Annotated in this window: 12 protein-coding genes and 2 pseudogenes; 13 read left to right on the top strand and 1 reads right to left on the bottom strand. The window is 59.4% G+C overall.

Annotated features, from left to right (window positions below; genetic code table 11):
• The first annotated feature begins 83 nt into the window (after window positions 1-83).
• Window positions 84-8,276 carry a two-partner secretion domain-containing protein gene (locus GQ56_RS0135365; RefSeq protein WP_052007402.1) on the top strand — a complete coding sequence of 2,731 codons (8,193 nt, stop codon included), beginning with the start codon at window positions 84-86 and terminating at the stop codon, window positions 8,274-8,276.
• A 626-nt stretch (window positions 8,277-8,902) separates the two neighbouring features.
• Entirely contained in the window at window positions 8,903-9,226 is a 324-nt protein-coding gene (locus GQ56_RS45090) for a hypothetical protein (RefSeq protein WP_152601951.1), read from the top strand.
• Between the two features lie 700 nt (window positions 9,227-9,926).
• On the opposite strand, the gene GQ56_RS0135355 is transcribed toward GQ56_RS45090, so the two are convergent.
• The gene (locus tag GQ56_RS0135355; RefSeq protein WP_031403138.1) at window positions 9,927-10,124 is read right to left on the bottom strand and encodes a hypothetical protein; all 198 of its coding nucleotides are present in this window, start codon (window positions 10,122-10,124) and stop codon (window positions 9,927-9,929) included.
• Window positions 10,125-10,682: 558 nt separating this feature from the next.
• Between GQ56_RS0135355 and GQ56_RS45085 the strand changes: the two genes are divergently transcribed.
• The 11 genes and pseudogenes from GQ56_RS45085 to GQ56_RS47295 all read left to right on the top strand — a co-directional run.
• A complete protein-coding gene (locus GQ56_RS45085; RefSeq protein WP_152601950.1) occupies window positions 10,683-10,919 on the top strand; it encodes a MafI family immunity protein in 237 nt (78 codons plus the stop codon).
• Between the two features lie 82 nt (window positions 10,920-11,001).
• On the top strand, window positions 11,002-11,583 hold the full coding sequence (locus GQ56_RS42400; RefSeq protein ID WP_235212819.1) for a DUF2846 domain-containing protein: 582 nt from the start codon (window positions 11,002-11,004) through the stop codon (window positions 11,581-11,583).
• A 348-nt stretch (window positions 11,584-11,931) separates the two neighbouring features.
• Window positions 11,932-12,030, top strand: a pseudogene (locus tag GQ56_RS47305) (DUF6166 domain-containing protein); the annotation flags it as partial.
• A gap of 258 nt (window positions 12,031-12,288) precedes the next feature.
• Window positions 12,289-13,293, top strand: coding sequence for a helix-turn-helix transcriptional regulator (locus GQ56_RS0135350; RefSeq protein WP_160257524.1), 1,005 nt, complete (start codon window positions 12,289-12,291; stop codon window positions 13,291-13,293).
• A 949-nt stretch (window positions 13,294-14,242) separates the two neighbouring features.
• Window positions 14,243-14,710 (top strand): hypothetical protein, encoded by a 468-nt coding sequence (locus tag GQ56_RS45080; protein ID WP_152601949.1) that lies wholly within the window; start codon window positions 14,243-14,245, stop codon window positions 14,708-14,710.
• Window positions 14,711-14,953: 243 nt separating this feature from the next.
• Window positions 14,954-16,006, top strand: a complete 1,053-nt coding sequence (locus GQ56_RS0135345; protein ID WP_034198279.1) for a helix-turn-helix domain-containing protein — start codon at window positions 14,954-14,956, stop codon at window positions 16,004-16,006.
• Window positions 16,007-16,076: 70 nt separating this feature from the next.
• The gene (locus tag GQ56_RS45075; protein WP_152601948.1) at window positions 16,077-16,580 is read left to right on the top strand and encodes a hypothetical protein; all 504 of its coding nucleotides are present in this window, start codon (window positions 16,077-16,079) and stop codon (window positions 16,578-16,580) included.
• A 294-nt stretch (window positions 16,581-16,874) separates the two neighbouring features.
• Window positions 16,875-17,429, top strand: a complete 555-nt coding sequence (locus tag GQ56_RS0135340; RefSeq protein WP_031403135.1) for a hypothetical protein — start codon at window positions 16,875-16,877, stop codon at window positions 17,427-17,429.
• Between the two features lie 215 nt (window positions 17,430-17,644).
• On the top strand, window positions 17,645-18,151 hold the full coding sequence (locus tag GQ56_RS47300; protein ID WP_075123092.1) for a DUF4189 domain-containing protein: 507 nt from the start codon (window positions 17,645-17,647) through the stop codon (window positions 18,149-18,151).
• A gap of 166 nt (window positions 18,152-18,317) precedes the next feature.
• Window positions 18,318-18,450: pseudogene (locus GQ56_RS45070) on the top strand (IS3 family transposase); the annotation flags it as partial.
• A gap of 916 nt (window positions 18,451-19,366) precedes the next feature.
• On the top strand, window positions 19,367-19,981 hold a 615-nt coding region (locus GQ56_RS47295), incomplete at its 3' end, for an ESPR domain-containing protein (RefSeq protein ID WP_200878019.1).

Below are 19,981 nucleotides of genomic sequence, written 5' to 3'. Positions count from 1 at the left end.
AGGGCAAGCTGGCACGCGAATCGGCATGTACGGATTATCGTTTTTCTGATTCGACGTGTGCCGACGTTGCGCGGCCTGCGTGGATGCGTTGTATTGCCGCGGCGATGATCGTCGTGATGTACTTCGCGCCGGCGGTATTCCTGGCAGACGAAGTGGCCCATGCCGCGCCGATCGTCGACCCGCGCGCACCGATTCCATTCCAGCCCACCATCACGCAAAGCTCGGCCGGGGTCCCGGTAATCGATATTCCTGCGCCGAACGCACAAGGCATTTCGGCGTCGCAGTTCCAGAACCTGTCGGCAGGGCCGGCTGGCCTGATCTTCAACAATAGCCTGTACGCGGGGACTTCCCTGATCGGCGGGCAGGTCGGCGCCAATCCGAATCTCGCCGGGCGCACCGCCTCGGTCATCCTCGCTCAGGTCACATCCACCGGCAGTCAATATGCGTCCGTATTGGGCGGGCCTCTTGAGATTTTCGGAAATTCTGCATCCCTGATCATTGCCAATCCGAACGGGATCAGCGTTCCGGGCGGCACCGCGCTGACCAATATCTCGAACCTCACGCTGACCACCGGCACGCCGCAGTTTCTGACCGGCGTAGGTGGCACGGCGACGAGTTTCGCGAACGCGGGCGCCGTTGCGTACAGCGTCGGTGGCGGCAACATCACGGTCGACGGGCCGGAGGGTAACGATGGCACGCCGGGAGCCGGTATCGCCGGTACAGTCGGGAACCTGGACCTGATCGCGCAGACCGTCAATGTGAATGCACCGCTGAACGCCAACCAGCGTGTGAACATCATTACCGGCAACCAGCTCGTTTCGCCGACCGCTACCGGGGCGACCGGCATCACCTACGCGACGGCCTCGAACGGCCTGCCGAACAACGCTGCGGCGATCCCGACTGCGAACGGCCTGGCGATCGACGCGAGCCAATACGGCTCCGTCACGAGCGGCCAGATCTACATCATCCAGAATGCCGCCGGGCTCGGCGCGAACATGCAAGGCCCGTTGTCTGCAACGGCGGGCAACGTGGTCGTCAACGCGAACGGCGACGTATCGGTCGGACAAACTTTTGCCAGCCAGAACGTCAATCTCGCCAGCACAGGCAACACGACGATCAGCGGGACCGGACTGGCAAATCAGAACTATACGGTCACGGCAAACGGCGACATCAATGCGCCGGGTGCGGTGTCGGCGGGGCAGAACGTCACGATGACTGCCGGCGGCAACCTGAATACCGCATCGGTGTCGGCGAACGGGAACGCGACACTCAATGCGGGCAATGCGATGACGGTCGGCTCGATGTCGGGCCAGAATCTCGCGTTGCAGACCGGCACCGGCGATTTGACGATCAATTCGTCGTTGAGCGCGCCGGGCACGATTTCGGCGAACGCCGGGCGCGACCTGACCGTCAACGGCGCGGTACAGGGCGGCAGCACGGTAACGCTGGCCGGCGCGCGCAATGCGACCGTCAACGGGGCGGTGTCCTCGGTGGGCGACGCGAGCGTGACGGCAACGACAGGCTCGGCCGCGGTCGAGGGTAACCTGCAGTCGAACGGCGCGGCCACCGTCACGGCGGCCCAGAACGCCACGATCGGCGGCACGGTGCAGGCGCAAGGACCCGTGACGATCGCCGCCCAGGATGGGTCGATCACGGGGCAGGGCAACGTCACGTCTTCGCAGGGGGGCGTGAACCTCAATGCAGGCCAGGCCATCGCGCTGAACGGCGCGGTGCAGAGCGGCAGCACGGTCAACGCGACGGCCGGCACGAACGCCAGTTTCGGCGGCACCGTGTCCGCGCCGGGCGCGGTGTCGATTCAGTCCGGACAAGACACGACGCTCGGCGGGAACGTGACGAGCGGCGGGAATCTGAGCGTGACGTCGGGCGGCAACACCAGCGTGCAGGGCACGGCCGCATCGGTCGGCGACATGACGCTTGCGGCAAACGGCGGCTCGCTGACGACGACCGGCAATGTCGTGTCGCTCGGCACGTTGAACGCGAGCGGCTCGCAGGGCGTGAATCTTGGCGGCACCGTCTACAGCGGTGGCAACACATCGATCGGATCGAGCGCAGGCAGCGTGACGGTGGCGGGGGCGGTGTCGACGCCGGGCGCTGTCAACATCGACGCCGGGCAGGACGCAACCGTCGCCGGCACGCTCCAGAGCGGCCAGACCACGACGATCGCGGCCGCGCGCGACGTGAACCTGAACGGCGGCCTCGAGGTCGATGGAACGGGTAACGCGAGTGTCACGGCGGGCCGCAACCTCAACGGCACGGGCGCGATCAACGTCGCGAACGACACGACGCTGAATGCCGGCAACAACGTTGCCGTCTCGGGCGCGATCCAGACCGGCAACAACCTGAGTGCGACGGCAGCGAACAGCCTGAACCTTGGCGCGACCACCGCGGTCGGCACCAGCACGCTGACGGCGACGAACGGCAGTGCAACGCTCGCGGGCGATGCGCTCTCGGGCGGGGCGACGACGATCACGGCCGGCACTGACGTGAACACGCAGGGCAAGGTGACGAGCCTGGGGGATCTCGCGGTCGACGCGAAATCAGGCAACCTGACGGCATCCAGCCCGGTATCGAGCGCAGGCAACGCAACGCTGAACGCCGGACAGAACCTGACGTTGAACGCTCAGACGACCGCCTCGAACAACGCGAGCCTGTCGGCGACCAACATCACGACGCAAGGCGTGGCCGTCGGCGGCAACCTGACCGCGACGGCCGCGAACACCCTCGATACGTCGGCGGGCCAGCTCAACCAGACCTTCAACGCCAGTGCCCCGGCGCTGTCCGTCGGCGGCAACGCGACCTTGAGTGGCGCGAACGTGACGACCGCGAACGCGGTGGTCGGCGGCACCACGCAGATCGCGGCATCGCAGAGCCTGACGACGGGCGGTACGGCCGCGTTCAAGGGCGACGCGACGCTGGCGGGCGGCACGGTGACGAACGTCGGCACGCAGATGGCGGCCGGCAACCTGAACGTGTCGGGTACGACCGTCTCGAACGCAGGCAGCCTGTCGTCGCTGCAAACGGCGAACGTGACCGCGACGAACCTCGACAACTCGGGAACGATCTACGGGCCGACGGCGAACGTCAGCGTATCGGGTGCGACGACCAACTCGGGCGGCCTGCTCGCGACGAACGCGCTGAATCTGACGACGGGCAGCCTGAGCAACGCGAACGGCCTGATTTTTGCCAGCGACGCGAGCAACCCGACTGCCGCCGTCGGCAACACGACCGTGACGGTGACGGGCGGCAATGGCTCGTTCGACAATACGAACGGAAAAATTCTCGCGCAGAACGTCGCGACGCTGAACCTGCCGAACCAGACGCTCGATCCGTCGGCAGCCAGTTACGGGACCGTCAACGGCGGCAACGGGGTGAACCTGTCGGCGCAGTCGGTGAACAACTCCGGAACATGGACGCTGCCGGGAACGACCGTCACGGTCACGGCGGCCAACGGCATCAACAATGCCGGCACGATCAACCAGGGCGCCGGTTCACTGACCTTGAACGGCACGGTCGGCAACTCGGGTACCGTCAACGGCAACGATCTCACGATCAATGGGTCGCTCGCGAATCAGTCTGGCGGAACGGTCGCGGCGAACGATGCATTCACGCTGAATGGTTCGGGTACCAATGCGGGAACCGTGCAGGCCGCGAACACGCTGACGATTTCGGGTTCGAGCTATGACAACTCGAACGGCACGACCAAGGCCGGCAACAGCAACAGCCCGGCGGGCAGCGGTAACCTGAACGTCAACCTGTCAGGCAATCTCGACAATGGTGGCGGCACGCTGAGTGCGACGAACGACGTGTCGATCACGGCGGCAGCCGTCAACAACTCGTCCGCGTCGACGACAAGCACGACGACGACCACGAAGACCATCGTCAACACGCCTCTGTTGATGTCGACCGTGATCGGCACCGAAACGGTGTACGGGATCACCGATATCGGCCCGGACGGCGGTTACCTGACGCTGGTGTCGACCACGGTGCCGGCCACGCTCGGGGGCGTGCTGTCGGTGACGGGTATCGTGCCGCCGCTGACCAGTGGATGGTCCGATGGCGCGAACAATACCAACATCGGGGTCGGCTATATCGGCGTGAGCGGTCCGCAGTCCGCGCCGGTCGCGACCTCGGGCACCGTTCAGTATGTGCAGGTGCCGACGCTGGTCGGCTACAACGGCAATTCCGGCACGCCGCAAAGCGCGAATCTCTGGTACGTGCAGGGTGGGGCGGTGCCGACCAACAATGGTGACGGCACGGTCTATCCGGTTACGACGTTGACGATTCCGACCGTGACGGAAACGACCACCACCACCGGGGCCGTCGCAGGCAGCTCGGTGATCGCGGCGGGCCACGACCTGAATCTCACGGCGAACAGCCTCAATAACCAGAGCGGTACCGTCAGCGCCGGAAACGACGTCAATCTGAACGTGCAGTCGCTGTCGAACGGCGGCTCGTCCGCGAGCTCGACGGTGACGGACACGGTGGATACCGCGTCGCTGACGGCCTTCATGAACGGCTTGCTGTCGATGCAGAAGTCGGGCGGCGTATCTGTCTGGGGCAGCGGCAATGCGGGCGGGGCGTATGGCTGTACGAACGGCGGGGGCGACAACGGGCAGTTCTGCGCGGTGGGCCCGTCGACGCCGCCCACGTCGTTCACGTTCGACTCGCCCGGTGCCGTGACCGTGCAGTCGGTCACGTCATCGACGACGGTGCAGGAGGCGACCGGCCAGATCGTCGCCGGTCACAACCTGAACCTGTCCGGCGGGAATCTGACCAATGCGGGCACGCTTGCGGCCGGCAACGACGTTCACGTCAACGCGTCGAGCTTTACGAATCAGGGCACGAATATCGGCACGATGACGACCACGGCCGGTTGCGCGTCGGGCTACAGCGCGGGCTGTACATCGTTGTCGACGACGAATCCGAATTCGCAGACGTATGCGTATCAGCAAACCAACGCGACCGTCACGGCCGGCAACGATGTCGTGATCGCGGCAGGCTCGGTCTCGAACACCTACGGCAATCTGGTGGCCGGACGCAACGTCGTGATCGGCGGGGCCGGCACGACGGCATCCGATACGTCGACGACGCCCACCGCGCTCACGCAGGCGGGCAGCGTGACGAACACCTCGGGCGCGATCGAGGCGGGCAACGACGTCAATATCAATGCCGCGACGCTGACCAACACGATCGCCGCACCGGTGCAGATCCACCAGAACTACGGCAGCGCGACGCCCTATACGGGCTGCACGTACAACTGCGAGGCGTATGTCGACGTCCAGTCGGCAAGCCCCGCAACGATCACGGCGAACCACAACGTCAACCTGACGGCCGGAACCTTCAGCAACACCGGGAGCCTCGTCACGGCACTGAACAACGTGACGATCGACGCGAGCAACAGCGCGGCCAGCAACAACCAATATCTGTCTGCGTACTGGAGCAGCGGTTTCACGCGCTACGGAACGCCGTATGCGACGTGGGGGTGTGCAAACAATTCGTCGTTGTGCGCGCAACTGTACGGTAGCGCGTACAGCAGCAGTGCGCCGCAGGATCCCGCGGGCTTGCCGGATGCGGTGGGGCTGCCGGACTTCGTGCCGGGCACGATTCAGGCCGGCAACACGCTTGCGGTGAATTCGCCGACGCTGACCAATACGGGTAACGTGATTGGCCAGACCGTGAACCTCACGGGCGCAACGCTCGTGAACGGGCTGACGAATCCGAACGTCTATACGCCGCCGCCGGCCGTGTCGGGGCAGGTGATTTCACTCGGGCCGCCGGCGGCACCGTCGAGCGCGCAGACGACGGTCAACAGCGCGGGCCTCGTGACGACGCTTGCCGGTCAGCCGACTTCGGTGACGGGCGCGGCGGGCTTGCCGGCGAACACGCCGATCGGCGTGCAGACCGTGGGCAAGCCGGTCGCGCCGACGGTGCCGACGTCGAACGCACCCGGCAGCACGACCGTCAAGACGATTTCGGGCGAGACTGTTCAGGTGTCGTATCTGACGAACAATCCGGCAGCGGAGGTGACGGGCGCGTTGTCGCCGGCGGCACTGATCGCGGCGTTGCCGGCCGACCTGCAGCCGGGCAGTGTGCCGTTCTATTACGACCCGTACACGCAGGCGCAGCAGGTCGAGCAGGCGGCGCTCGAGGCGACCGGCAAGAGCAGCTTCTATAGCACGCCCAGCGCGACCGACAGCACCAGTCAGGCGTCGGTCAACAATCAGGATACGGCGGCGCTGTATGGTGCTGCGCTGCAGTACGCGGAGCAGAACAACGTCGCGCTGGGCACGCAACTGAGCCAGGCACAGCTCGCGCAGATCAACGCGCCGATGCTCTGGTACGTCGAGCAGGCGGTGCCGGAGCCGGGGTGCACGGCAACCGGTAACGGTGCGTGCCCGACGGTGCAGGCGCTGATGCCCGAGGTACTGCTGCCGCAGAACTATGCGGTGGTGAACGCCGACGGCGAAATCACGGGCACGAACGTCGCGCTGAATTACGCGAACAGCATCCTCAACACGGGTTCGATCTCGGCGCAGAACCTGAGCGTCGATACCGCGAGCCTCACCAACGAGCAGCGCTCGACCAACGTCGGGACCATCTACAACCAGGCCGATGAAGGCGTGCTGCAAACCACCGGCACGGTGGTGCAGCAGGGCGGGTTCATGACGGCCGCCAACTACGATCTGCAGGTGCAAAGCCTGGACCAGATCGGCGGGGCGCTGCAGCAGGTCAACGCGGATGGCAGCGTGAACACGGCTGCCACCCAGCAGCTGCTGTCGAACCTCAAGAGTCAGCTTGGCGGGCAGTTTCAGCAGAGTACGGTCAGCAACAACCTCCAGACGACCTTGATCGCGGACGACACGGGTTTCGATCCGCTGTCGGTCATCGGGATGGTGGCGGCGGTCGTACTCTCGTATGAGCTCGGTCCCGAGCTGTTCGCGTTCTACAACTCGCTGATCGATCCGATTGCGCTCGCGGCGATCAGTCCGACACTAGCCGTGCTCGGCAGTGCAGCGGCGACAGGTCTCGCGGCGGGCACAACGGCGCTGGTGGCGAGCGCGGCGGACCAGTTGATCTCGACGGGCAGTCTCAATCTGAAGACGACCTTCGAGACGGCAGGGGTGACGGCGCTGACGGCGGGTCTTACGCAGGGACTGCTCGGCAACACAGGTCTCAGCAACCTCGGTAACGGGATCACGCAGGGCACGCCGGCCGCGACGCTGGCCAATCTGGGGAACACGGCAGAGAACATCGTTGGGCAGAGTCTGATCGGCGCCGGCGTACAGACCGCGATCGAGGGCGGTAGCTTCGGCACGGCGTTGCTCAACAACGTGGCGACCGACGCGGAGTCGGTGGCGAATAACGCAATCGGCGTGACGACCGATCCGCTGTCGCCGACGAACATCGCGGAGCACGCGGCGCTCGGTTGTGCTGCGGGTGCGGCGCTGGGAACGGGGTGCGGATCGTCGGCAGTGGGCGGTGCGGCAGGCGCGGTGACGTCGGGTGCGCTGGTGGATGCGGCGGGCGGTTCGAATACGCTGACTGATTCGCAGCGCGCGGCGATCATTGGGGCCGCGACCTTGGCGGGCGGGGTCACGGCGGGCGCGCTAGGGCTGAACGCCGCAGCGGGTGCCGGTGCTGCGGAAAACGAGGCGATCAACAACGGGACGTCGTTCAAGTCGATCGGTAGCAACCTTGAACACGGTGCGGCAAGTGCCGGTGAACAGGCCGCGATGCAGGACGAGGGGGCGAAATTTACGGTTTCGCCGTTGACCGGGCAGGAACAGGTTCAGAATGGCGGGGACCAACAGTCGGGGGCTGGCGGCAATGCGCAGACGGCCGGCCAAGCCACGGGAGCGGGCGTTGCCACCGCGCTGAATCCGGGCGTGATGGGCGGCGGTAGCGCCACAAACAGCGGAACAACCGCGCTCTACCGGGCCGTGGAAGATGGCGAGCTAGAGTCGATTAATGCGACGGGAGCGTTTAGCAACGTTCAAGGGATTGAAAATAAGTATTTCTCGACCACCCCCCAAGGTGCGGCATCATATGCACAACAAGCGAGCCAAAATCTTAAAATTGGTCCGTTTACGATCATTCAGACGGGAATCCCCTCGGCAAGTATTACGCCTGATATGGTTCCGGAATATGGTGTAGATCGAGGAATTCCTACGGTTGTAGTACCGACTAATCTGCTGCCGCAGCTTAAAGCGCCAGTACCATTAAACTATTCTCCGATTCCGGGAGGGTTGAAGTGATTAGGGGTGATGTTGAAGCGAGAATTCAATTCCTTCCTTCACAGGAAGGCGGTCGGCAAGGAAGGACGCCCGAACGAGTGTTCGGCTGTCCCTTGAGAATAGATGGTGTTAACGCTTACTTTGACTGTCGCCTCTTGCTGGATCAGCATGGGGCCATTGCTCCGGGCGATACGGTGATTGTGCCAATCAAATTCTTATGTCCAGATTTGATAAAAAAATATCTTCACCCGGGCGTATTGTTTAGTTTGTGGGAGCGTCGAACAATCGCCAAAGGCGAAATATTGAAAGTCATCGCTGACGTCGACGAATGAGCCCTCTTTGGGAGACGTACAAAATCTCCCCCCATGGCAGGATAGGCCAGCGGGCCCAATTAACCGGGCAGCGCGCAAAACGAGACCCGGCTTCGGCCGGGTTTGTTGTTTGTGGCGTTCGCAATGTACGCTGCTGCGCGCGATGTTCGGGGGTCTCGGGGGCGAAGCGCCTGAGCAGGTGGGCAGCATTTTGCAATTGCCAGGTGTTCAAGCCGACGTGGATCGAGGTATTCCAGCTTTTGTGATTCCAAATAACCTGTTGCCGGGACTCACTCCGACAATTCATAACTATTTCCCGATACCACCGTTTCGGCCATGATCAAGATCGTTACACCAGATATCATCTCCAGAGTAACGATGTATCCGACGGATGCAGGTGGGAAATCGGTTACGATTCCGCCTATACAGTATCGATGTCCGTTTTCGGTCAACGGGGAACTGTTCGACTGCCGGTTGCTATTGAATCAGGTCGGGATCAGCTTGTCGCCGGGATGTACGGCTGACATTCCAATCAAATTCTTATACCTGAACCTCGTCAAAGATATGTTGATACCCGGTGCGCAGTTTGCCTTGTGGGACATGGGTAACTTCGCCGATGGAACAATCTTGGAAGTTACTGCCCCTCATGAGGCAGGATAGGCTTGCGCCGGTTATTGCCCGGACAGCAGTAATGAGACGAACCCGACCGCGAGCCGGGTTTGTGCTTTATGGCGTCGGCGAGCGTGACGGCGCTGTTGCTGAATTGCTCGATTCGTCGTCGGCCGCGAGGTGTACCCCCGCCCGCTAGAAAATTCCCCTCGCCACCTCGCGGCGCACGCCCTCGTCTCCGTGCATTTGCCGAATTCCGTCGATCGCGTGCCGCAGCCAGGTATCGGCAATTGCGCGATGTTCATCGTGCGGCCGTGGAATTGCGCGATTGCTGGTCGCGGTTCGTCATCGAAATCTCCCCTTGAAATGGCACAGATATGACGCACGTACCAAACCGCGTGCCGATCTGGCTGCAAGCTTTGCCGGTATTGGGTTTGATGCGGTGCACGAAAACATGTGGCGAGCTGGCGTCCGAACCTTTCAATCGGTCTGAAAGCCAAGCGCAGCAAGGCTTTGCGGCGTGGTGCAGATTGCACCACATGGTGTTCACTGGCGTAGCCGATACAGCATCATCTCGAAGGACTTGAGCGAGAGCGCGAAGCCGTGATGGTTGAGCGCGTCGACGATAGCCTGACGCCGGCGCGTTTGGCCTCTTCGATGGCGGGCAGCAGCTCGCGCAGGCGAGCGATCTTGGAGCGGGCGGAAGCGTCGTTGACGAGCGCTTGCAGGGCCGTCCTCAGGACGTCTTGGTTCATGGTGCCGGGTTTGGCACGGACAGCCATCGGGAGAGCGAATCGCGCTCGTCGTCGGAAAGGGCGTTGAGCAGGGCCTGAGTGGGGCCGTGCGCGCGACGAAAAGTGCCGACGACGATCTGACGGGAGCGGGTCGTGTCGGGGATGCGTTCGGAGCGGATCAGGCGGACGAAATCGCCATGTTCGCGGATGAGCATGGATCGACGGTCGAACGGGTGAGGGAGCGTACAGCATAGCGCGCCGACGTGGATCGAAACCGGTGACGGGGCGTAAAACGCGATTCGTCAATGAGCAGCCAGCCTTGGAGCTGGCTTTTTTACGCCCGGCGTCCGAGAAGCAGGCGAAGACCATCGGGCAAAAAAGCAAAACGAGCGCTTACTCGCCACTCCCATGACGAGAGTTAAGACGGCAGGGTAGTTAGGAAACCGTAAAAATTACCGGAGAAGAATTGACAATCTCCGGGGCCGGAACCGACTACAGTAAGCGCATCCGCGCGCGCGAGGTGGCGCAGCGCATTGTTCTTTAGACGCTTGTTCAAGCCGAGGTGGATCGAGATATTCCAGCTTTGTGATTCCAAATAACTTTTTATCCAAGCTCTACGGTTGTGCAGCAAACTGGTCCGGCTGAGTCTCTCGCTACTAATGCTGGCAGCCCGCCCACATTTGTTGTGATTGGCATATACAACGGCGTTACGATAAAAGTCATCTTCCAACCCGCTAGTAAGGGGGGCTTACCCGGGCTATTGAGACACTGTCATGGAAATTCAAAATATGCTTCGGTCAGTTTTAAGCGATATAAAAGGAAGTTTGCCAACCGAAAGGCATGAATTCATTCGTGAGTACATTGAGGTGGGTGAATTTGGCGTTGCCTTAGAAGTTTTGGTTGATTTTATAAATGAATATAAAATTCCCGTTTCCACTGAAGGTGGGAATTTATTGATTCATTGCGGAGATCAAATGCATATAGATGTATCACACCTCTTGCAAGAGTAGAGTAGCCCTCAGCGCTGGCATTGAACCATCGCTCGGACAGCAGCAGTGAGACGAACCCGGACGCGAATCGGTTTTGTGCTCTATGGCGTTGGTGATCGCGATAATTTCGTTATATTCGTTGGCAGTTAAATTTCAATTATTTGAAATGGAGAATAGTATGGGTAATAAATTAAGAAAGATCGTGCTCGCAGGAATGTCAACTCTTCTTGTGGCGGGTTGCGCAACTGGCCCGCAATACAAGGATGTTGCTGCTTCCATTCCTACACTGGCCGCCGACCATGGGCGAGTCTATTTTTTTCGTTCCGAATCGTTCGGTGGAGCGATGATTCAACCTGAGATCAAGCTCAACGAGCAGGTTGTTGGGCGTTCTGTTTCTGGTGGCTTCTTTTACGTTGACGAACCCCCGGGAAGCTATACGGTATCGACCAAAACCGAAGTAACCCGCTCCGTCGATTTCACGCTCCATGCGGGTGAAACGAAATACGTAAGAACATCAATCAGCATGGGGGTTCTGGTTGGTCACATCACCCCGTCACTCGATGATCCCGAAACGGCCCCGAAGGAGATTGAATCGCTCAAATATACGGGCGGTAACGGTAGCTCTGCCCCTTCCACCCCGGATTCTAGCTCGAGCGCGGCATCTCTAAAAACGAAGCAGGACTAGTGGAGGGATAACGGAAAGATGAATCCCAGGGGTATTGCAGCAGCGTTGCCGATCATGCCGACGACGACGCTGCGTCGCCGTGGGCTGTTGTCTCGGGGAACGTCTACGGTTCTGGTTGAGACGAGGTCCGGAAGAGAGCAGGCTGGAAGCCGGGGCGGTGTCGGGCTTGACGCAGGGCGTCGACGATGGGCTGGGCCTGAGCAACACCGACTTCGGGAGCATGGGCTCGAATCTACTTGGGATGGACCTGTTGCAGGCCGGCTTGGAAATGTTGGCGGTGCGCTGGTCGCTGTCGGTGAGCAGAGTGTCATTGATCCGCTTTAGGAATTCTGGACCGATCCGACCGGTTTCGCGTGGGGCTATTGGGGAAGTGGTCCGGTGCAACTGACGCTGGCATTGTGCGCGGATGTCACGAGAGACGACACGCGCGCGTTACGCATCTATTAACGATACAAAACGTGGCACGTCTCCAGTTGGCCGACCGGCGAAGCATGGGGGCCCATATTCGACGATGTAATCTGGCTGGACATCATCGAAATCGAAAGCGCATAATCCGCGTAGCGGGAAAACCGATCATGGATATGATGCTGTTGTTCCCGCTATTTGGACGCGTGCGCGTCACGATGCTCCGGGCACCTACCGCGACTGCGATCGCCATCTATCGCGATCGCATATCCATGTCGCCTGATCGTGTACCGAATGCATATGGATACCAGACAAATTGATCTTGTGCACTTCTCGACGCTCGACGCCCCTGTTGGCGAGCAGCTCGACGCGTGGGCCTTGCTTAGTCAGGTTGTCGATTTCTCGCGGGAGGACGATCGTAGTGCGCCCTTTGAAGCCCGCTACGATGGCGCGTCGGTAGGGCCATTATTTGTTGGTGGCCGGACTTGGCATGACCCAACGCGACGCAGCAAGTATCGGGCGAAACGCGATACCAAGCGTCTTCGTGATGGTGCAGATTTTTACTACTTCACATACCAAGCTACCAACAGCGTCGAGTGGCGAACTGAGGCAGGTGAGGGACGAAAGCAGCCGTACGAGCTATACATGACGGACGCCTCTCAGTCGATCGAATGCCTGGGCACGATGGGGAATGCCGTCTCGCTGATTGTGCCGCGTGAAACGCTGCCTGCTTCGACCGAAACATTGCATGGCCAGTCGCTTGTATCGGCCGCTGGAGTATTGCTGTGCGATCACTTGCAATCGCTCTTCAGGAATCTGTCGAGAATGACGGTCGACGATATTCCGCATGTTGTGCAAGCAACGACTCATCTGCTGATGGCCGGCATTACACCTTCGCAAGACAATCTAAGGCAGGCTGACGTGCCGATCCGCGAGTTGCTTCTGGCGCGAGTCGGGCGCTATATCGACGATCACATGCTTGATGGCGATCTTGATATTGCGCGTATTTGTCGAGATGTCGGGTTGTCTCGAGCGAAGCTCTATCAGTTGTTCGAGAGCACCGGCGGCGTTATGCGCGAAGTTCGTCGCAAGCGACTCGCTCTGATTCATCGTGCGTTGTCGGAGTCGGTACGCGGTTCGCAGAGGATCAAGGAAGTTGCTTTGAACTACGGTTTCAGCGACGAGAAATATTTCTATAGAGTGTTCAAGGCAGAGTTCGGATACACGCCAGCGGAAGCGAGGGAACGAATGCAGGCACTCAAGTTGGCGCGGGAAAGCTCCCTGACGGAGTGCGACAAGCTGTGAGCGGCTCGGCTGGCTTGCAATTTCCCACTTCCGTTCACAGGCTGTTGAAATACTATTTTGGCGGGTGTCGCTCGAAAAGTGCGACCTCCCGGAATGGCCTATATGACGCGCTCGCCACCCCGGCAAAGGGAAAAGGTACCCATGAAAACCAGATTTCCCTTGCTCCAATTGAGGTAATTCAACAACCTGCTAACTTTGCAGAGCCCTTCTGGCAGCCTCGATCAACAAATCCGAGCGATATCGAATTTGCCTGGCCCCCAACACCTCGCGGCTGCTGGCACCGTCGATCCCTGCCCGGTCGCCCGGTGGACCGCCCATAGGAAGGGTACGTTGTCGCTGGAGCATGGAGCCCGGCCGTCACCAGTCGCGCGCGTCTGGGTAGGCAGCTGCCGGTCGTACAGCAGGCCACAGTTTCAATCTCCGATCTTCGGGTTGTTGAGTCCGACAAGGCAGAGAAGAGCTTTGCCATCCACTACGTTGCCGATTACGTCCAGCGGACGGCGACACGCGTCGCACATGAAAGCATCTCTTACGACCTCCGTGACACATGCCTTCCGCAGATGCCGTCGGCACGCTTCGGTATAGCGACCGAAAGTATTTACACTCTTGAAAGGATTTCTGATTGCTTTCCAACTTGTAATAATCCATGAGAGCCGCAGGGGTAGCGCTCGATCGACAGCGTCTCATTGGTGTTCTGGCAAAACAAGAATCCACCAACTATAGACGCCTATCCACCCATCTGCGCATGACGTTGTTGTACTATCCAGAGACTCATGCAAGAAACGTTTTTCCTTTTTTCTCAACTCATTGAGGACATCGAGTATACGCATTGAATACGCGTCGGTCCGTGATTGCCATTTCGATTGGTCAGTGAGTTGAGGAATTGTATTTTCTGCCAATATTGCTTGCAAAATCGATAGTGATCACCGGGTCAGGCTGAGGCAGCGCTATGTCAATCGCTGGTGTTGCGCTTTTAGCGGGTTGCTCTGCATTCGATGATAATCCGTTTTCTCAAAAAAATGAGTTAATGGGAAAAAACATCACTGCTGCCTACACTGTATATGGCCGGGAATCTGGGGCGTTTACAAAAAAATACATCGAGTGGGTCGAAGACATTTCATTTTGGAACAATGTTCCAACAGGAACGGCAAGCAAGCAATTCGTCCCGACTGGTGGATCGCATATAGTTGGCACGACGCCGGGGCCAAACGGCACGGAGGAGCAGATTTCCAGTCCAAACGGGGACTACGAGACGGTGGCCGATAAATGTCGTGTGTTTTTGGTCATTGATGCCAAGAATATCATCGTTGATCAAGGATTAAATTCCTGTACATCCTCCGGAGGCAATCCGTCCGGCAATGCTTCTACATCCCAACATACGAGCAACTGGGCAACCTTGCTGTTTTTCGGGAAATGATATTGCCAGACTCTGACGAGCCTATTTCATTAAAAACATCTCGGAGTTAAATTCTCGCCCTGTAATGGGCAATGCGGTGATGGAAATTCGGCGGTCATTACGGGTCGTGTATGGCGGCATCGGTCTGTGCGCGCTGTTCATTCTCATGAAAAGGAATCGCTGTGATCGTATTTTCAGTAAGCCAATCTGCGATCACATCGTTCTGGGTACTTTGTCTGCATTCTTTGCACGTAAACGTCGGTCATGCCTAACGGTTCCCCTCTGGATGTGTATCGATTTACGACCGTTGATGAGCCGGGAGAGCAACGGTTTGATGCATGGGCCGCGGCGATTTCGACGTGCGAGTACGAACGGCCCGACAATGCGACCGTGTCGTTCGATGCGGAATTCAATGCCACCCGATTCGGACCGTTCGTGCTTGCGGGCCGCCGCTGGCTTCTGCCGGAGCAACTGGTTCATTACCGAACGGTACGGAACACCAAAAAGATTCGAAGCGATCAGATCGATCACTACCATCTGGTGCTGCAGTTGACGGGGGGAGCGGTCGGCGAGTGGGCACATTCGACGGGATGCGTTCGCGCAGGCGGCCTCTACCTGTTCGATATGAACAGGCCGTTTGACTGCATGGTGACGGCCGGTGACACCATTGGTTTGGTGATTCCGCGGGATCTATTCCAATCGCTGGATCTCAAGCGGTACGGCGACATCCTTGATCCGGCGATTGGCGCCATTCTAAAAGACCATCTGCTCTCCCTGATGGCTAATATCGACCAGTTAAGCAGCGAAGCCGTTCCATACGTGACCCGTGCCACCAACAATCTATTGAGAGCCGCACTGATGCGCTCACCTGACACATTGAGCGAGGCTGAATCGGAAATCAACGTGGCGTTGATCCGGCGGGCACGTCAGTTCATCGAGACGAATCTGATGCGATCGGACTTGTCGCCGGATGTGATCAGCGCGGCACTGGGCGTATCGCGGGCGAGACTCTACAAGCTCTTTGCAGGGCACGGCGGGATCATGCGCCACGTTCAGCAGCAGCGGCTGGAGCGGGCGTACGACGTGCTTTCTGATCCGGACATGCCGAGAGAGCGTATTGCAGATGTGGCCCTGCGCCATGGATTTAACGACGAAAAATATTTTAGTCGAGCGTTTCGCGTGCGCTTTGGCTGTATGCCTCGGGAGGCCGTCGAGTTTGCGCGAGAAAGAAACCGTAAAGCAGTTCCCACGGCAAGCCACGAACAGGTCGCTTCCCCATTACTCCCGAAATGGCTGGGAGCGCGCGGAGAAGGGTGACGGACATCGAAGGGTTTTGAGGTGTTTTTCTTATTTGATTTGCACGGTGCGTGGATGGGGAAGGAAGGCAATGAATATCATATTTATGTTTAAATATTTTGCTTCTGATGTGCCAAAGAAAATTACTATTTTGCGCGGTTTGGTCGTTTCGCTTGCAGGCGGATGTTTTCTGATGTTGTCCGGCTGCGCAGCAGATGGTCATTTGATCACGCTGCAGGAAGCTATCGCCAACAGTCACTGGACCGGTCGCCCGATTAGCGAGGCCCTGGCGAAATGGGGGAGGCCTACCGGTGGGATTAGGCATGCCGAGGATGGAACGACCGCCTACATATGGCCTTTTGGGCAAAATTACAGCTATGGCCTGTTAACTGGTACCAATACTCAGTTGGTGGCTGGCGGGGCACCTGGAGGGACGTTGGTTACGACTAATCAGTATGAGCAACATACGGGCACAATGGAATGTACGATGATAATTAATGCGGATTCGAAGGGAATCATCACTCATTTCGAGACAAAAGAGAATTTCCTGCAAGGCGGATGCAAAGGTTTTTATCATAGTTCCAATGCTCCTTGAATAGTGGGTCGCGTAGAACGCCTTGATATTGGAAAATAAATGGATGTCCGCGTCGTCTGGGCGCTCGCGGTAGGCGAGGCATCAAGGCGTACCGGGAATGGTGGATGCCGGCGCGGTCCTGGACAGTTGACATGCCTCGGTTAAGTTTGCAGGCACGGAGTCGATCCATGCCAGGACACGCGGGCATTCGTCGAATCCTCCGCAGACTTTTTGGAGAGTGGAATGTATCAAGGTGCGACCGTTCATCCGGCGAGAGAGCTTCGATTGCGGATATCCCAGAACACGGGAAGGGTCATGAGTGTCTCAGCGTTTCTGCTGGCTGCGACGCTGTTGGCCGGTTGCGACGATATGGCGCGAAACGGGCTTGTCCATTCGCATCGAGACAGTTTTGTGCATGAGAGCGATACCGACCCGACCGACAATATCTCAGACCCTCTCTGGGCAAGACGAATCAACAATGACAGGGCCGCGGTGAAGGATGGTTCGTCCCCGCAGAAGGTGGTCGATCTGGACATCCAGATGGCGAGGATGATGCCCGAAGCACAGGCCATCGTGGCCGCGCAGGATCAGGCGAGAGCGCGGGCGTGGATGCAGCGGTACGATGCACTGAACCATGAAATGCTCGACGCTCAGATGCGTTCCGGTACGGCCGGTTTGGCCGCGGGTTCCTGGTCGAAAGGGGCATGGGTTCAGCGGGGAGACTCGGACCCCTGTATTGCCCTCAATGGACAAAATCTCTGTCAATCAGGTACTGCAAAGAACTACCAGGTCTCAGGTCCAAAAGCCCTTCAGGAAATGACATCCATACTGGCAGACCAGCAACGCCAGAGACAGCAGATGAGCAGGTAGTCGTGAACGCTCCAGCACCCTGATACGCCGCCCGGGTGGCAGCGGACAAAAACCCGCGGTGGACCGACCAGTTTTTCGTAGACATCTTCGAGCCATGATTTTTGGCAACCGAGGAGGTCAGGATGAGCGGCAAGGCGGTACACGGATGAGTTCAAGATCGAGGCAGTCAAACAGGTAACCGAACGCCGCATCGCTTGTCACTTTGGACGGGCCTCATGAAGTTGCATGCTTTTTTCATCACTTTGATCGTTGGTGCCGCAGCCAATGTCGTTACGACGATCGCTCACGCGCAAGCCTGCCCGCCCGGTACCTCTCCGGCTGCCATTGGCAATGATTTAAGCGCCTGCGCTCCGGACAATAGTCGGTCATCGCAGCGCGCCCCGGGGCCGCCGCCAGAGCGATGGATCGACTACTGGGGGGCGATTGCGGTTTATGAGCCCACCAGTAGCCTTGGGGTTGCCACCAACATGGGGAGCAAGGCTGAGGCAGAGCAGGCAGCACTCGCGGATTGCCAATCGAAACACGGATCTACATGCAAAATTGGAAGTGCGTACCGGAATGGCTGCGGCGCCCTGATCGGAAGTACGACCGGCTATGCCGTAGCCTCGGGCCCAAGCTTAGATAAAGCGATTCAATCTGGCATGGAGATTTGTACCAAATCGGGATATCAGAATTGTCACGTCTACTATTCCGGCTGCAGCCTGCCTCAACGAATTCAATAGGCGACGATCCGAGAGAGTCGATATTGATCAGCAATGCATGATCTTGAATCAAGCCGCATGGCGGATTGGTTTATGCATGAAGTAGCAAGCGATGTGTTTGGGTGATTTTTGGAGGCGACGCAAATGGCTGATCACTGCTTTCTTGAGATGCCCATTTGGTCCGCGTCGGAGCTTGCTTCGCTTTGCGATCAGCGAGTACATCGAAATCTTCTACAACCGGCAACGCGCAGGCGCGTCTGAACTACCCATCGCCTGTCGCGTTCATGCAGCGCTTATTTCTGAATCGGCTCGCTGCTTAGCCCGTTGGGCTCCACGAATTCCGTCCGACCTCAGTCGACTGCGCGTCCGCATCGCGGAGATAGCCATAGAGTCATGGCTTTTCCGACAGGAAATACTTTTACAGGTCGCTCAAGGCCGAGTTCGGCCACCCGCCGAGCGAAACAGTGGGGCGCGTGCGTCATCTGTCGGACGATCCCCATGGCGGGCGGCTCGATCAGATGGATCGCCTGGCCGGATGGAGCGTGCAGTGGGGGGGCCGAATAGCGATGCCGGCTTCATGCGTTGCCGGGTCGAAAGGATTTTTCTTTCGTTTTGTAATTTCAACGTGCTTATTGATAATCTCAAGCCGTGACGATGGAAAGGTAGGCGTATGATTTTCAATTAATCAAAATTGGCATGGAAATCCACTTTTTGTGGATGCGAATCCACCCTTTATCTTGATGAAATAACTTAATATCGAGGGGGTTCAGGCCGAGATGCTGCGGGGTTGCGCGCGTCTTGCCAACGGCGGTGGCCGACGGTAGGCAGACTTGGCGGTTGTGCGGAGTCCATGCGAGTAAAGGGTGCTGCTTTTCATCGATTAAATTCGGGTGGGGTAGCGAGTAGATTTTGTTTGATTAAAAAATAATTTATACAATTTAAATTTATTAGAAATTTTCATCTGAAACGCTAATCACTTTTTCTCATTGGCGATCAAAAAATGCCGTACCTATTTGATGGCGACGGGTGGAATCCGAGGCTCGCGCCATGAAGTTTCCATAGCTACAGGAACATCGCTTCGGAATCTCTCTTTCATGAAATGTTTTTAGGAATCCATATCGAAAGGACTGGTTGAATCCCGCCTGGAAAACGCAAACCTGACGTTTGCCGCGTGAGGTAGGGGTGTCGTGTTGTCGTCGCCGACATGCGACGACAGGTTCAAAAAAAGGACAGCAGATGAACCGGATCTACAGGGTAGTTCGCAGCCGCGCATCGGGAATGCTGCAGGTTGCGTCGGAGCTGGCACGCACGCACAAAGTTGGCGGCCAGGAGGCATCGTCGTCGCGGGCGAGGCCGTCGGGTCTGCCGTTGCGGCGGCGCGCGGTGGCGCTTGCCGTGGCGAGCGTGTGGATGGGGTTCGTCGCGGGGGCACCGACCGCTGCGTCGGCGCAGGCGATCATCGGCGCGTCGGGCCGCAACGGCACGTCCGGCACGACCACCGTGGTGGGATCGGGGGGCGCCGGCAGCAGTCCCGGCACGAACGACGGCGCGCCCGGGGCGCTGGGCAGCGCGCCGAGTGCGAGCGGCGGCGCGGGCGGCGGCTTGGCGAATCTCGGCGTGGGTGGCGGCGGCGGCGGCGGCGGTGCGAGCGGCGGCATCGCTGGCGGCGGCGGTGGCGGCGGCGGCGGCGTGGGCGCGGTGGTGTCGGCGAACGTGACGTACGGCCAGGGCGTTTATGGCGGGGGGGGGGGGGCGGCGGGGGGCGGGGGGGCGGGGGGGGGGGGCGGGGGGGGCCGCGGGGGGGGGGGGGGGGGGGGGGGGGCGGGCGGCGGGCGGCCGGCGGGGGGGGGG

This window comes from Burkholderia paludis, from assembly GCF_000732615.1.
Lineage (GTDB): Bacteria > Pseudomonadota > Gammaproteobacteria > Burkholderiales > Burkholderiaceae > Burkholderia > Burkholderia paludis.
This window is presented reverse-complemented; position numbering and strand designations above follow the sequence as displayed.

What these genes read in the sequence shown, in the direction of transcription:
- GQ56_RS0135355 (WP_031403138.1), bottom strand. Translation starts at nt 10,124, where the DNA reads ATGCTCATCCGCGAACATGGCGATTTCGTCCGCCTGATCCGCTCCGAA.
- GQ56_RS45080 (WP_152601949.1), top strand. Translation starts at nt 14,243, where the DNA reads ATGTCAATCGCTGGTGTTGCGCTTTTAGCGGGTTGCTCTGCATTCGAT.
- GQ56_RS0135340 (WP_031403135.1), top strand. Translation starts at nt 16,875, where the DNA reads ATGAGTGTCTCAGCGTTTCTGCTGGCTGCGACGCTGTTGGCCGGTTGC.
- GQ56_RS47300 (WP_075123092.1), top strand. Translation starts at nt 17,645, where the DNA reads ATGAAGTTGCATGCTTTTTTCATCACTTTGATCGTTGGTGCCGCAGCC.
- GQ56_RS45085 (WP_152601950.1), top strand. Translation starts at nt 10,683, where the DNA reads ATGGAAATTCAAAATATGCTTCGGTCAGTTTTAAGCGATATAAAAGGA.
- GQ56_RS45075 (WP_152601948.1), top strand. Translation starts at nt 16,077, where the DNA reads ATGAATATCATATTTATGTTTAAATATTTTGCTTCTGATGTGCCAAAG.
- GQ56_RS0135365 (WP_052007402.1), top strand. Translation starts at nt 84, where the DNA reads ATGCGTTGTATTGCCGCGGCGATGATCGTCGTGATGTACTTCGCGCCG.
- GQ56_RS0135350 (WP_160257524.1), top strand. Translation starts at nt 12,289, where the DNA reads ATGGATACCAGACAAATTGATCTTGTGCACTTCTCGACGCTCGACGCC.
- GQ56_RS45090 (WP_152601951.1), top strand. Translation starts at nt 8,903, where the DNA reads ATGATCAAGATCGTTACACCAGATATCATCTCCAGAGTAACGATGTAT.
- GQ56_RS42400 (WP_235212819.1), top strand. Translation starts at nt 11,002, where the DNA reads ATGGCGTTGGTGATCGCGATAATTTCGTTATATTCGTTGGCAGTTAAA.
- GQ56_RS0135345 (WP_034198279.1), top strand. Translation starts at nt 14,954, where the DNA reads ATGCCTAACGGTTCCCCTCTGGATGTGTATCGATTTACGACCGTTGAT.